This window comes from Streptomyces sp. URMC 124, from assembly GCF_051386455.1.
Classification (GTDB): Bacteria; Actinomycetota; Actinomycetes; order Streptomycetales; family Streptomycetaceae; genus Streptomyces.
Genome location: NZ_JBPQTS010000590.1, coordinates 1 through 246, shown reverse-complemented (window position 1 = coordinate 246; position 246 = coordinate 1). Strand labels below are relative to the sequence as shown.

Annotated in this window: 1 protein-coding gene; it reads left to right on the top strand. The window is 48.8% G+C overall.

Going from position 1 to position 246, the window contains the following annotated elements; translation table 11 throughout:
* Positions 1 to 36: 36 nt before the first annotated feature.
* Positions 37 to 246 (top strand): hypothetical protein (locus ACSNOG_RS33800; RefSeq protein ID WP_436756487.1); only part of this gene is annotated, 210 nt, incomplete at its 3' end.

Sequence of the window (246 nt, the reverse complement as noted above, 5' to 3'; positions counted from 1 at the left end):
AAACTGTAGCATCCAATAGGAGAGGGGGGAACTCCAATGGCTATATTGCTTCCGGAACAAATATTCAATCTGGCGCCGCAGGTCGGTAAATCCTATTATGAAAACCTGACAGGAGGCGATCCAGCCACCATAACCGTCAACAACTTTTCTGAAGGAGCGGTGGCGCTCGTCATTACCCGCGTCAATGAACCGGTAACCACGTATGTCATTCCGGGATTTAACAGCCTTAGTCTCACAGTAGACAAC